Origin of the sequence: Acinetobacter sp. CIP 53.82 (assembly GCF_000369465.1) — a bacterium.
Classification (GTDB): Bacteria; Pseudomonadota; Gammaproteobacteria; order Pseudomonadales; family Moraxellaceae; genus Acinetobacter; species Acinetobacter indicus.
This window is the reverse complement of the sequence record NZ_KB850046.1, coordinates 1,869,161-1,881,973: the sequence shown is the minus strand read 5'-3', so window position 1 is coordinate 1,881,973 and position 12,813 is coordinate 1,869,161. Positions and strand designations below refer to the sequence as shown.

Sequence of the window (12,813 nt, the reverse complement as noted above, 5' to 3'; positions counted from 1 at the left end):
TCAACAAGTTTTTATCAACATCACCGCCGATGGATGTGCATTATAGAGCAAATAAAACCTGACGCAACCCCTATTTTTAATTATTTTGGGAAATACGACACAACTGTTTATTTATTCAACAAAAATACACTTATTTTTCTTTTTTCACTAAAAATGGGACCGGATTGGCCAAATGATCACCTAATTTTTCTGCCTGATTTTTTTCCTGCCATTTTAAGGCGCGACAATCAATATATTCACAATAGCCGCCTTCGCCCTGTTCTTCGACATCATTTATTTTGACCTGATAATGAAAACTGCCGACATAACCTGCAGCCAAGCCAAATTTAAAATCCCCGCGGCTTTGTGCCTGAATATGGATACGCGTGCCATCTGCACCGCTGTAACACCATTCAAATTCACGCGGCAGATACATGCTTTGCCGGTTTGGAGTCATCACTGCCGGATAAACCCGGTGCACTTTAAAATATACGCCTTCATCAAACAGCTGGCTTTGGCCACCGCTCAGGTCACGCAAATACATCCGCGACTGCAAAATCCGGTTAAAGCGGTCCCGCACTTGGGCCAGTAATAACTGCCGTTGTTGCTGCAGATTAATCACCTGATAGGTAAAAAAGGCTAAAGGTAGATAAGGAAAATTAATGGCTCGCGCATATTCAAAGCTGCCGAGTTGCTGGATCTGATAATGTTGCTGTTTATATTGAAGCTGTCCACTGCATTCACACAGCAAAGACCAGTGATCGGCCAGCCCCATGCGTAGCTTGGCAAAATAGGAAATCACCGGGGTAGTACGAATCTTCAGATCAAAACTGAGTTCAGAATCCAGACGTTGGACCCGAAACTCCGGAAAATGTCCTTCCAGCTGTTCCCGGCCACCAAACTGAAACAGTGCCGGCTTGAAATAACATTCTTTTTCCACTGAATAACTGCTGAGCTGCCCCACCATATGTGGACTGGAACTGACCAGTACCGTAGCAGTATCCAGCGGATGGGTTTGAATCGCGCTGTCATTACGCAGCATCGGGGCATTTGGCTGCCCAATCAGGCTCAGGAAATTAAGATAATGTAAGGGCGCGGGCAAATTGGGAATCATCAGCCCCTGATGAATGATTTTATATTTCTGGTTCGGGGCGTGAAAAGGCAGCTGCTCAAGCTTGAGTTGATGTGGAGCTTGATTCAGTTGTTTGGATCGATCGAGAAAATCTTGAAACATCTGCATAGCAAGCTCCTGGGTGTCATCTTGTTATGATTCGGCGGTTTTTCTCGCCATATAAGTGGTCACAAAACCTGATAATGCATAGATGATAGAAATCACCAGAATACCGACCGGAATATTATAGGTCATGGCCGCCAGTACAAAAACTGCTATCGGCAGCACAATAAACGGCACCCGCTTACGGTCCAATGTCTTAAAGGAATAATATTTAATATTGGAAATCATCAGCAAGCCAACCACCACAATAATCACGGCGTTGATGATCTGAATACCAAAGTCCTGAATATTATAAATTCCAGGAAAATCGCGGCCGACCCAGACCAGCGACACCAGCATTAAAGCCGCCAATGGACTGGCTACACCAATAAAATAACGCTTATCAACCACGCCAATCTGCACGTTAAAACGCGCCAGACGGAAAGCCGCACAGGCGGTATAGACAAAACAGCAGGCCAAGCCAATCCGGCCCAGATCATTCAGGCTCCAGCTATACATTAAAATTGCCGGGGCCACACCAAAGGCCAGCATATCGGACAAGGAGTCAAACTGCTCACCAAACGGACTTTGCGCACCAATGGCACGCGCAACACGACCATCTAAACCATCAAATAAGGCCGCCAGGAAAATGGCATAAATGGCCTGGCTATATTCGCCATTCATGCTGGCAATAATTGAATAAAAGCCCGACAGTAAAGCCGCGGTGGTAATGAGATTAGGCCACAGGTAGATGCCACGGCGTTTGACCTTTTGCCCCTCGCGGGTACGTTCCTCTTCCACCACTTCAAATGTGATTCCATCGTAATCATGTTCACGCGTCACGGAATCACCCTCGGGCTTCGGTGTGTTTATCATTATTTTATTCCTAACTCTAACCTAATCTCTGTTGTGACTGCTTGGCTTATTCGCCAACCAGCCAGCGTACTGCTGCATGTCCACCATTGTCCTGCATGCGTAAATGCGGGAATAACCATTGTAAGGCTTCATCTGCATCTTCAGAGAATTTCCAAGGTGGATTGATCACCAGTAAACCACAGCCATTCAAGCCAACCGGGGTATCATCTGGCCAGACACAGATTTCGCAAACCAGCTGACGGCGAATGCCCGATTTGTACATTTTCTTTTCAAAACGTTCAATCATGGCGCGGTCTTTAATTGGATACCACACCGCAAACACGCCTGTTGGCCATTTTTTATAGGCCGCGACCAGCAGTTCTACCAGCTGCGGGAAGTCTTTACGTTCCAGCTCATAAGGCGGGTCAATCATGACCAGACCGCGTTTTTCTTTCGGTGGAATCACCCCAAGCAGACCTTCGTAAGCATCACGTTCATGCAAGCCAGCACGACGGTCACGGATATTGCTGCGCAATTGCTGAAAAACATCACGCTGCATTTCAAACACCGTGGCTTTATCCATCTCACGCATGCCTTGTAAGGCAAACCATGGTGAACCCGGATAAGCACCCTTGCCATCCGTCTCGCGCATCTGCTCGACCAGATTCAGATACTGCTTCACGCCTTCCGGTGCATTGCGGATAATCGAGTCATCCAGTTTGACCAGACGGTGAATACCATTTAAGAACTCACCCGACTTCTGTGCAGGTGCTAAAGATAAGTCGTATTTGCCTGCACCGCCATGTGTATCAATATAGCGATAAGGTTTATCTTTGGCATTTAAACGTGTCAGTAACTGAAGCAAAAGCACATGCTTCATGACATCGGCAAAGTTGCCTGCATGGAAATGGTGACGGTAATTCATGTTTCTTTAATTCCTGAAATCAACCGGTATTTTAGCATGAAAAAAAGTTTCATTCAGAGGCTTATCTTGCTCTAAAATAGTTCCCCCGCTTTTTTTATCCTTGTTCGAGTTTTGCCTATGCAAACACATTCTCTACCACCATCCTGGAATCTGGCACAGATATTCAATGATCTGGATCAATCCGGTTATGCCCTGATTGATGATGCCTATCCACAGGATTATGTACAAGCTTTGGTAGCAGAATGTACCGCACATTTGAATGAGTTTCGTAACGCAGCCATTCAAAACGGTGTGGTCAGCCAGATTCGCAGTGATCATATCTTATGGCTGGATTCAAGCCTGCCGGTTGCCGAGCAGCATACCCAAACCTTAATGGCGCTGGCCGAGCAATTAAATCGTGCCTTTTTTCTGGGCATTAAGGAAGTCGAAGCCCATTTTGCCTGTTATAACGCCGGCGAATTTTATGCCCTGCACCGCGATAATCCGCAAGGTAAAAATGGCCGGATGATTTCCTGCGTCTTTTATCTGCATGAACAGTGGCAGGCCGATTGGGGCGGTGAATTACGCTTGCAGGACAAACAGGGCGAATGGCAGATCATTGCGCCACAGCCCAACCGGATGGCCTTATTCCAAAGTGATTTGCTGCATGAAGTGCTGCTCTCCAAACAGCAGCGCCTTTCGATTACTGCCTGGCTGCGTAGTGATCCACAGTTGTGGTGATCCTTTAAATCCTGGCAAGTGGCCTCATATAAACCGTATTGTGAACTGAGGATTGTGCCGATGCGTGATACCACCCAACCGATTATTCAGCGTATCGGTGAAACTGACCAGCTCTATTTACAGGGCAACACCCCGGAACTGGCGCTGGAACGTGCTTCATTACGCCTAGAACTGGTGATGCTGAGTCAGGTCCGTCAGGAACAGACCTATTTCCTGCAAGAAGCGATTGTGCTGCTGGAGCAAGGCCGGGTTGAATTTGAGGAAATGCCGCTGTCCTTATATTTAAATCTGTCCTTAACCCTGGCCAAGGCCTATATGCTGTATTTTGAAATCAGCCAGGAAACCCGCTTTGCCTTAATTACCCAGCAGATTCTAAAACCGCTGACCAATTATAATCATGGCGATATTTACCTGTTCCTGGCCTATGCCAGCGCAGCGAAAAAAGAAAATGCACTGACTCAGCATTGGCTGACCAAATACCGTAAAACAGCCGAGTTTGATGCCGATGTACTACGTGAACATACTGCCTTTGAACACTGTCATGGTCAAAGCTGGTTTGTGCAGCTGATTCAGCCGCGTTTACACTAAAGCTCAGCACGAAAAAATATTTAACAACAAAAATGCCTCATTGATTGAGGCATTTTTTATGGACTACAGAAACGCTTGAATCTTCAGGCAGGATTAAGCGGTTTGGGCTTTATAGGCATCCATATGTAATTGTTGATTCAATTCATCGACCCAGATCGCCCAGTCATCATCCTGGACCAGATGACTGATTAATAAAGCACGCTGGGATTTATTCCAGAACGGCGCATCATGCAAAGAAATATGGGAAGGCAGTTGATGGGTACGTACATAAAGTTCAATGGCCGCCGGACTATTGGCTAAACCAAGTTGAGAAAATAATAGAGCTAAGGATGGTGTGTTGTGATTGAGCATCTCGCCCTCCTTATATATCAGATAAATTGTAGTTATTTATCCATCTAACTTATAAGATAAAGCAAAAAAAACCTAGTCTTTGCGACCAGGTTTGTTGTTTCAATTTGTGATTAAAGTTCGCAAGAGCCGGAAAGCTTATGTTCGGTATGTAATTGCTCGTTTAAGACATCAATCACGATGGCCCATTCATCATCACTTTTCCAGTGACTGATAATGAAATCGTGCTGGGCCTTGCTCCAGAATGCGGCTTTATGTAGGGGAATATCGGAAGTTAATTGATGGCTTTCAATAAATTGATCAATGGCTTCTGAACTGGACTCTAGACCCAGCTGCTCAAATAACAGTTCTAATGTGGGTTGCTGATCAAACATGGCGCCCTCCTCAGCATTTTTTTACTGTATTGTAGCTTTACGTTATAAGAATTCTGCACAAAAGCACAGCCTTGTGACTGCGCTTGTTGTATTTTTTTGTACCAAAGCATGTAAGGCGGATGAACCTGATTGAACTGGCTCCGGCTTATTGCGCCAGCTTGTCGCTTTCAACGTGTAGTAACTGGTTTAATTTGTCGATAATCACAATCCACTCATCATCCTGATGCCAGTGTTCGCGTAAAAAGGCGCTTTGTCCCTCACTCCAGAATCCGGCATCGGGTAAGGTCACTTCTGCCGGCAATTGATGGGCACGCACAAATTGCTCAATAGATGCTTCGTCTGCGGCTAAACCCAGTTGTTCAAATAATAATTCTAAGGTCGGCTGTTGTTCGAGTACCATGGAATGACTCCGTATTTTTCTAGGCGAAGTCCATAAACTAGCAAATCCGGAACAGCATTAGGGCTACAGGCCGATGTATTCTTGTTATGTTTTGTGAGGTTTGTCATGGCGCTGATCAATACAACAATCCATACAGCTGCATAAAAAAAGCACCCCAAATGGAGTGCTTTTTCTAACTTAGTTCAACACTAAATTATTTCACCATGTCAGCAATTGCTGCACGTTCTTCTTCAAGCTCGTTTAGCGTGAAGTTGATACGCTCACGGCTGAATTCGTCGATTTCAAGACCTTGAACGATCTTGTATTCGCCATTTTCGCAAGTTACAGGGAAACCGAACATTACGCCTTCAGGGATACCGTAAGAACCATCAGAAGGAATACCCATGGTTACCCATTCGCCGTTTGTGCCAAGCGCCCAGTCACGCATATGGTCGATTGCAGCGTTTGCAGCAGAAGCAGCAGAAGACAGACCACGCGCTTCGATGATTGCAGCACCACGTTTACCAACAGTTGGAAGGAATACGTCTTTGTTCCATTCAGCATCGTTGATTTTGTCTTTCAAGCTTTCGCCGTTTACGTTCGCAAAACGGTAGTCAGCATACATTGTTGGAGAGTGGTTACCCCAAACTGTCATGTTTTTGATGTCAGAAACTGCAACACCAGCTTTTTGAGCAAGTTGAGTCAACGCACGGTTGTGGTCAAGACGTAACATTGCTGTGAAGTTCTTCGCTGGAAGATCTGGAGCAGATTTCATTGCGATGTAAGCATTCGTGTTCGCAGGGTTACCTACAACAAGAACTTTAACGTCACGGCTCGCAACTTCGTTCAGCGCTTGACCTTGACCGATGAAGATTTCACCGTTGACTTTAAGAAGGTCAGCACGTTCCATACCTGGACCACGTGGACGTGAACCAACTAAAAGTGCATAGTCAGCATCTTTGAATGCAACTTTAGGATCATCAGTACCGATCATGCCAGCCAATAATGGGAAAGCACAGTCGTCAAGTTCCATCATTACGCCTTTCAGCGCTTGTTGAGCTTTCTCAACAGGAATTTCTAATAATTGAAGAATAACTGGTTGGTCTTTACCCAACATTTCACCGCTAGCGATACGGAATAATAGGCTGTAACCAATTTGACCAGCAGCGCCAGTAACGGCAACGCGAACAGGTTGCTTCATGTAATTATCTCCAGTTGAGAGGATAGTTAATGCGATTAAATAGCTGTTCTATCTAATCTTAATAATCATAAACGGCAAAGATTGTACTCCAATCCTTTGTCAGATGCATGTAAAAGGCTATGGATTTCAACAAAAGTCTGATAGGAAATATAAATAAAATGCCGAAAAACGTCGGGTTTTAGTATGAACCTTTAATAATAAAGGCCGATGGACACTGGGTTTCCACGCTACTGCTGCACTGTTTATAGCGCCCATTCGGGCTATAGCAGATTTTCAATTCAGTTAAATAACTTTTGGCCTGATGCGAAGTGCACTGAAAGTGAATGCTCTTGGAATGCATGCCCGGATTCAGGCGAATAAACAGCCGGTTCAGTTCATTCTGCTGCACCACGGTAGTTTCCTGACCGGTCAGCACCGCCGGGACTTTCAGCCGGTCGGCATAGTTAATGATGGTACGGAAATACTGGCTGGCATTCATCGGTACGCAGCCACCAATACCCTGCCACAATTGCACCCGGGCATGTTCATCGGGCATGACCCGTGCCACCACTTTGGCCTGAATGGGAGACAGTTTGGCTGAAGAGCTGGTTTCGCAGTCACGACGGGAGGTTTCCGGATACAGCCCGGTAATATTCAGCGAGTAGCCTTGCAGGCATTTCCGCTGCTTGGCGCGGTTGCTGTCAAACATGCACGCGGCGGGTGTCATTTGTACATCCATGACATAGCCCTGCACCGTGGCAGCACATGCAGCACTACTGAGCAATACCCCCGCCCCACCCGAAATCAGAATGAGGATTCCCGCTGGCTGCCCCCCGGCTGTCAATTTCTTCATTCTCAAACTTAGCACCTTCTCGTGTCGTTTTGAGTCCCATCCTCCTGCATCCATGCAGGAGACACCCCATCTTGTTTACTGCGTATTGCGCATTGGAATCTGCTGCATACGTTTACTGATTGATTGCGCGCCCTGACCCAGCAATAATCCATAGTGCGTGGCATTGGTCATGACGTGTTTAACGTAATCGCGTGTTTCCAGCAACGGAATGGATTCGGTATATTGATCCGCTGCCATGTTTTGAAATTCAGGCTGCCAGCGACGGGCACGGTTTGGCCCGGCATTATAGCCCGCAGTTGCTAAAACCGAGTTATTACTAAGCTGACCCTGGATGGTCGACAGATAAAACGTGCCATAACGAATATTGGTATTCATATCGGTGAGTGCCGCCGGATTATAGGTTTCCCCCATTTGGCGGGCAATTAAACGCGCGGTATCCGGCATAATCTGCATTAAACCACCCGCCCCGACATGCGAACGCGCCGTAGTCACAAAACGGCTTTCCTGACGCATCAGGCCATAGGCCCAAGCCGGATCAATCCCGGCGTTCTGGCTGTGGCTGACCACATAATTCTTGTGCGGCATAGCATAACGGTACTGATAGTTATGCTGCTTGGTGGTGCGGTCTGCCGCATAAATGGCCCGGTCATACCAGCCCATATCGGTGGCGCGTTTAGCCGCAGCCAACAACAGGCCATCATCATGTTTTAAATAGGCCTGACGCACAGCCCAGTTCCATTCACGGTTAATATAACTGGCCGGTGCATTAATCTGGCGCAAGGCAAAGGCGCGTCTAAAGTGAATATCCTGATTTAAACGCTGCATATCCTGCGAACTTGGCTCACGGCTCACAGGAATCGAAGAATAGCTGTATCCGAGCTGATCTTTGGCCAGCAAATTGTGGTAATCATCACCCTGAGCCAAACGTTTATAAATCGCGTCAGCACTGCGTTTTGAAGTGGCATCGCCACGCTGCTCAGAGGCACGCGCCAGCCAGTACTGCCAGCGGTCTTCCTGCTTTTGCGACACGCTCATGGCATCAATCGCGCGAATTACACTTTCCCAGGCACCAAAACGAATCGCCTGACGGGCATAAATTTCCGCTTCTTCCGGGCTAAATGGCAGTCCATAGCTGGCATCCAGCGCATTCAGTACTTCACGGTTAAAATTGTTCTTCATGACGGTGGTGCCGCCAATATAGCCCACAGCACGATACAAGGCGCGCTGCACCGACTGCGGGGTACCTTCTGCAGCACGTTTCACCGCAGATAGAGCCGAGTTCAGGTCGGTATCGGCCAGGCGGCCCAAGGCATAAATCAGATAAGCCTGATCTTCAGCACTGGCTTTTGGTGCAGACCATAAATAGTTAAGCGGGTTGGCCTGAATGCTGTTCAGCTGTGACAGACTCAGGTTTAAACCTAGTCCCTGTGCAGTGGCAAGCGCCTGTCCGGATTGGCCGGCACGCAGCTGCACCCACAAACGCTGCTGTTTATCTTCCTGGGTCATCAGTGGGCTGGATAACATCATCCGGCCCAGACCGGTACAGGATTCCGGCTGCGAATTGGTGGTTAGCCAGACATCTTTAAATTCGGCAAAAACCAGCGGATCACCCGACTGGGCACGCACCTGCGCCACGGCACAGCTTTCGGCACGGTCGGCATTGGTCACATACGGCAGCACTGATACAGCATTGCTAAAATCGGCCTGTTTGACTTTTTCTTCGACATAGTCAGCGGCCAGTTTTTCTGCCATGGCCGACTGTGGATAACGCTGGGCAAACTGCACAATCGAGGCGGGTGACTGAGTGGCCAGATTGGTATTTAAAATCCAGTATTCCGGATAATAGCCGAGCACATCATTTTGCATGGCACTTTGATATTGCTGCAATAAAGAGAGGTTACTGGCATTGGCTGCCCGCAGCGCATCATTAAACTGCTCTTCGGCTGCGTACAAGGTTGGGAAAATGCTCAGTGATGCCAAACCTAACACAAGCTTTTTGCAAAAAATTCTTTTCTTTTCAGTCCATGTGCGCATGTGCCTATTTTCAGTCATTACTTCGCCTCTCCTCTCTTACCGCAATATACTAAAACAGTTTCATTATTCTCAAACACCTCAATTGTTGTGTTATGTAACCTCATGATTAAACAATATTAATTTTCGAACAATTTTAATTGATAAATCAATCTTCTGCTTCCCTCATTTAGGGCTATAAGTTTATACCCAGTTCCTGTTAAAATACGCGTTTTTCTATCACCTCTGCCGTTCAAACATTTCAGAACGGACGATCTCGATTTTATCCTTCAGGAGCCTACATGACGGTTCAAACCTTCATTCCAAATGGTGCCAAAGCTGCCTCAGAAAACACTGTTACCCAGCCACAGCACACCCCAGCCGACGGTTCAGTGAAAAAGCTGTACATCGAAACGCAAGGGTGTCAGATGAATGAGTATGACAGTCATCGTATGGCAGACCTTTTAGGCGATTCTCACGGCTATGTGCTGACCAGCAATCCGGCCGATGCCGATATCCTGCTGATGAACACCTGTTCCATCCGCGAAAAGGCACAGGAAAAAGTGTTCTCGGAACTGGGCCGCTGGCGCAAACTGAAAGAAAAAAATCCGGATCTGGTGATTGGCGTGGGTGGCTGTGTTGCTTCTCAGGAAGGTGACAATATTCAAAAACGTGCGCCGTATGTCGACATGGTGTTTGGCCCACAAACCTTGCACCGTTTGCCACAAATGCTGGATCAGCATAATGATCAGGTTGAAAAACCGAAAAAAGAAAAAATCAAGCTGGTGGATATTTCCTTCCCGGACATTGAAAAATTCGACTTCCTGCCAGAACCGCGCGTCGAAGGTTTTAAAGCCTTTGTGTCGATTATGGAAGGCTGTTCCAAATACTGTTCTTTCTGCGTGGTGCCCTATACCCGTGGTGAAGAAGTTTCACGTCCACTCGATGACGTACTGGCGGAAATTGCCGGTTTAGCAGAAAAAGGTGTGCGTGAGATTTCACTGCTCGGTCAGAACGTGAATGGTTACCGCGGTGAAACTTTTGACGGCAACATCTGTACCTTTGCTGACCTGTTGCGTTTGGTCGCCGAAATTCCGGGGATTGGCCGTTTACGTTATACCACTTCGCATCCGCTAGAATTTAATGATGACCTGATTCAATGCTACCGCGACTTGCCACAAATGGTGTCGCATTTGCACTTGCCGGTACAAAGTGGCTCCAATGATGTATTACAGGCCATGAAACGTAACCACACCATTGATGTTTACATCGAAAAAATTGCCAAGTTACGTAAAGTGCGTCCGGACATGCATTTGTCTTCTGACTTTATTATTGGCTTCCCGGGCGAAACCGACGAGAACTTTGAAGAAACCTATCAGTTTATTCAGGATATGGACTTCGACCATTCGTACAGCTTTGTCTATTCAAAACGTCCGGGCACGCCGGCGTCTGAACTGCCGGACAACACCCCGGAAGATGTCAAAAAAGAACGTCTGGCCAAAGTGCAGCAATGGATTAAACAGTCCAGTATTGACAAAACTGATGCCATGCTCGGCACCGTGCAACGTGTGTTAATTGAGAGCGTGTCGAACAAAGATCCGAATGTACTGGTCGGCACGGCGGACAATACACGTTTGGTAACATTTATTGGTGATCCGGCTTGGGTCGGACGCTTTGCGGAGATTGAGATTACCGAGATTAAAACTTTAAATTTAGTTTATGGTGAACTCTTGAATCTTGAACCAGACGTGGCGTAATGTAAGGGAACAATACGACTACTTCTGAATAAGGAATTCTCTTGACTGCAGCAATTCGACGTACAGTAAATTTTCCTGGCATTTCAATGGAACGTCTCAAAAGCATGCTCGGTGCTTATAACGGCCACTTGAAACAGATTGGACAGCGTCTAGATGTGCAAATTTCTCATCGAGGTGATGCCTTTTTTATTGATGGTGAAATAAATGCAGTTGAGAGAGCCGAGCTCTTGCTTCAGCGTTTATATGAAGAATCGGAAAATTCCAGCCAGATTAGTGCCGACACCTTACACATGATGATTCAGGGCAGCCAGACTGACCGTGAATTGCAGATTGATGAAGAGCAGGAACATACCGGTTTAGATGCGGTCTGGTTACAGACCCGCAAAGGCCGGATTAACCCGCGCGGTGCCAACCAGAAACGTTATGTGCAGCGTATTTTACAAAGCGATATTTCGTTCGGGATTGGCCCAGCAGGAACCGGTAAAACCTACCTGGCGGTAGCTGCAGCCGTCGATATGCTGGAGCGTAATGAAATCCAGCGGATTTTACTGGTTCGCCCTGCGGTTGAAGCCGGTGAAAAACTCGGTTTCCTGCCGGGTGATTTAACCCAGAAAATTGACCCGTATTTGCGCCCGCTGTATGACGCGTTATATGAAATGCTCGGCTTTGAAAAAGTCGCCAAGCTGATTGAACGTCAGGTGATTGAAGTCGCGCCGCTGGCCTATATGCGTGGTCGTACCCTGAACCATTCTTTTGTGATTCTGGATGAAGCGCAGAACACCACACCAGAACAGATGAAAATGTTTCTGACCCGTTTGGGCTTTGGCTCACGTGCCGTAATTACCGGTGACGTGACTCAGGTCGATTTACCGCGTGGTCAGCAGTCTGGTCTGGCGCATGCCCTGCGTGTGCTGGAGCACGTCAAGGAAATTCATATTACCCGTTTCCATTCACGTGATGTGGTGCGTCATCAACTGGTGCAGAAAATTGTTGAAGCCTACGAAGGCTGGGACAGTGAGCAACAACGTCTGAGTGCAGAAGCCCGTGCCGAACGCAAAGCCCGTCAGGAAGCGCTGATTGCAGAAAACGATGCCAAGGCCGATGCGCAGGACTAAACTGATCTAAGGATATATTTTGAAACTGAGTCTTTCTCTACAACAGGATGTTCAAGCCCCTGAACTGGTCTTGAAACGTGGCTATATCAAAAAAGTTGTAGAAACCACCTTGCGACATATTGGCACCCAAAGTGACTGTGAAATCGGGATCGCCTGTGTCGACAATGAAGAAAGCCATAAACTGAATCTGGAATATCGCCAGAAAGACAAACCGACCAACGTGCTGTCTTTCCCAAGTGAACTGCCCGATGAAATGGCCGAATTTCTTGATGCCTTCCCCATTGGGGATTTAGTGATCTGTATTCCGGTGGTGCTACGCGAAGCGAATGAGCAAGGCAAAGCACCGCTAACCCATTTCACCCATATGCTAGTGCATGGCACCTTGCATTTGATGGGTTATGACCATGAAACTTCAGATGAAGATGCTGAAGAAATGGAAGGCATTGAAATTGAAATTCTGGATAAGCTCGGTTTTGAAAACCCGTATTTAGAACGCGATTAAAGTAAAAAATGAAGA

14 protein-coding genes are annotated in these 12,813 nt (G+C 47.0%); 5 read left to right on the top strand and 9 right to left on the bottom strand.

The genetic code is table 11. The features are described from left to right. Positions 1 to 130 precede the first annotated feature (130 nt). Genes F905_RS14390 through F905_RS14380 form a run of 3 tightly spaced genes read right to left on the bottom strand, consistent with a single transcriptional unit; the run spans position 131 to position 2,972 of the window. Positions 131 to 1,219 carry a DUF6670 family protein gene (locus tag F905_RS14390; RefSeq protein WP_005182214.1) on the bottom strand — a complete coding sequence of 363 codons (1,089 nt, stop codon included), beginning with the start codon at positions 1,217 to 1,219 and terminating at the stop codon, positions 131 to 133. A 24-nt stretch (positions 1,220 to 1,243) separates the two neighbouring features. Continuing rightward, on the bottom strand, positions 1,244 to 2,068 hold the full coding sequence (gene pssA / locus F905_RS14385) for a CDP-diacylglycerol--serine O-phosphatidyltransferase (protein WP_005182212.1): 825 nt from the start codon (positions 2,066 to 2,068) through the stop codon (positions 1,244 to 1,246). A gap of 46 nt (positions 2,069 to 2,114) precedes the next feature. Then, positions 2,115 to 2,972, bottom strand: coding sequence for a 23S rRNA (adenine(2030)-N(6))-methyltransferase RlmJ (locus tag F905_RS14380; protein ID WP_005182209.1), 858 nt, complete (start codon positions 2,970 to 2,972; stop codon positions 2,115 to 2,117). A 117-nt stretch (positions 2,973 to 3,089) separates the two neighbouring features. Between F905_RS14380 and F905_RS14375 the strand changes: the two genes are divergently transcribed. After that, positions 3,090 to 3,692 carry a 2OG-Fe(II) oxygenase gene (locus F905_RS14375; RefSeq protein WP_005182206.1) on the top strand — a complete coding sequence of 201 codons (603 nt, stop codon included), beginning with the start codon at positions 3,090 to 3,092 and terminating at the stop codon, positions 3,690 to 3,692. Between the two features lie 60 nt (positions 3,693 to 3,752). After that, entirely contained in the window at positions 3,753 to 4,280 is a 528-nt protein-coding gene (locus F905_RS14370; protein WP_005182203.1) for a hypothetical protein, read from the top strand. 93 nt (positions 4,281 to 4,373) lie between these two features. On the opposite strand, the gene F905_RS14365 is transcribed toward F905_RS14370, so the two are convergent. The 6 genes from F905_RS14365 to F905_RS14340 all read right to left on the bottom strand — a co-directional run bounded on the left by F905_RS14365 (position 4,374) and on the right by F905_RS14340 (position 9,466). Next, positions 4,374 to 4,631: a DUF2789 family protein gene (locus F905_RS14365; RefSeq protein ID WP_005182199.1), complete on the bottom strand. Its 258-nt coding sequence runs from the start codon at positions 4,629 to 4,631 to the stop codon at positions 4,374 to 4,376. 110 nt (positions 4,632 to 4,741) lie between these two features. After that, entirely contained in the window at positions 4,742 to 5,002 is a 261-nt protein-coding gene (locus F905_RS14360; protein WP_005182196.1) for a DUF2789 family protein, read from the bottom strand. A gap of 145 nt (positions 5,003 to 5,147) precedes the next feature. Further along, complete coding sequence (locus F905_RS14355; protein WP_005182193.1) at positions 5,148 to 5,402, bottom strand: DUF2789 family protein; 255 nt, start codon at positions 5,400 to 5,402, stop codon at positions 5,148 to 5,150. A gap of 193 nt (positions 5,403 to 5,595) precedes the next feature. Beyond that, the gene (locus tag F905_RS14350; protein WP_005182191.1) at positions 5,596 to 6,582 is read right to left on the bottom strand and encodes a malate dehydrogenase; all 987 of its coding nucleotides are present in this window, start codon (positions 6,580 to 6,582) and stop codon (positions 5,596 to 5,598) included. A 178-nt stretch (positions 6,583 to 6,760) separates the two neighbouring features. Then, a complete protein-coding gene (locus F905_RS14345; protein ID WP_005182188.1) occupies positions 6,761 to 7,414 on the bottom strand; it encodes a ribonuclease T2 family protein in 654 nt (217 codons plus the stop codon). Positions 7,415 to 7,489: 75 nt separating this feature from the next. Further along, a complete protein-coding gene (locus F905_RS14340) occupies positions 7,490 to 9,466 on the bottom strand; it encodes a lytic transglycosylase domain-containing protein (RefSeq protein ID WP_005182175.1) in 1,977 nt (658 codons plus the stop codon). 260 nt (positions 9,467 to 9,726) lie between these two features. Between F905_RS14340 and miaB the strand changes: the two genes are divergently transcribed. Genes miaB through ybeY form a run of 3 tightly spaced genes read left to right on the top strand, consistent with a single transcriptional unit; the run spans position 9,727 to position 12,798 of the window. Beyond that, complete coding sequence (gene miaB, locus F905_RS14335) at positions 9,727 to 11,181, top strand: tRNA (N6-isopentenyl adenosine(37)-C2)-methylthiotransferase MiaB (RefSeq protein WP_005182171.1); 1,455 nt, start codon at positions 9,727 to 9,729, stop codon at positions 11,179 to 11,181. A gap of 41 nt (positions 11,182 to 11,222) precedes the next feature. Continuing rightward, a complete protein-coding gene (locus F905_RS14330; protein WP_005182169.1) occupies positions 11,223 to 12,296 on the top strand; it encodes a PhoH family protein in 1,074 nt (357 codons plus the stop codon). Between the two features lie 19 nt (positions 12,297 to 12,315). After that, positions 12,316 to 12,798: an rRNA maturation RNase YbeY gene (ybeY, locus tag F905_RS14325; protein ID WP_005182166.1), complete on the top strand. Its 483-nt coding sequence runs from the start codon at positions 12,316 to 12,318 to the stop codon at positions 12,796 to 12,798. The last annotated feature ends 15 nt before the right edge of the window (positions 12,799 to 12,813 follow it).